The 354-nt window shown below is 47.5% G+C and carries 1 protein-coding gene; it reads right to left on the bottom strand.

Annotated elements, in window-relative coordinates:
• A partial coding sequence (gene ruvC / locus A3729_RS10450) for a crossover junction endodeoxyribonuclease RuvC (protein ID WP_068633793.1) occupies positions 1 to 291 on the bottom strand: 291 nt, incomplete at its 3' end.
• Positions 292 to 354: the final 63 nt, after the last annotated feature.

Raw genomic sequence — 354 nt, 5'->3', positions numbered from 1 at the left:
GAGCCCTGAATTCGCGGCTGCAACAATGGCTACGCCACGTGCCTGACCAAGCTTAAGCGCTGAAGAAGGGTTCTTGGCCATAAAAACCTCTTCGATTGCAAATTGATCCGGTTGATACTGCTGAATGAGCTGTCCAACGGCTTGAAATATAACTAACAGACGGTCGGAAAATGCTCCATCCCCGGTACGAATACAACCACTTGCAACATAAGATAAACGCCCCCTATCCTTCGAAATAAGCCCGTAGCCGGTTACTCGTGAGCCGGGATCTATACCTAGTATCAGGGACATACTTCTAAACCTTTTGATTGTTAATCAGTATCAAGGCGGTAAAACCGCCTACCATTATGCCAG

The sequence above is a fragment of the Oleiphilus sp. HI0043 genome, assembly GCF_001634935.1.
Note: the sequence above shows the minus strand (reverse complement) of the source record. Positions and strands in the feature narration are given on the sequence as shown.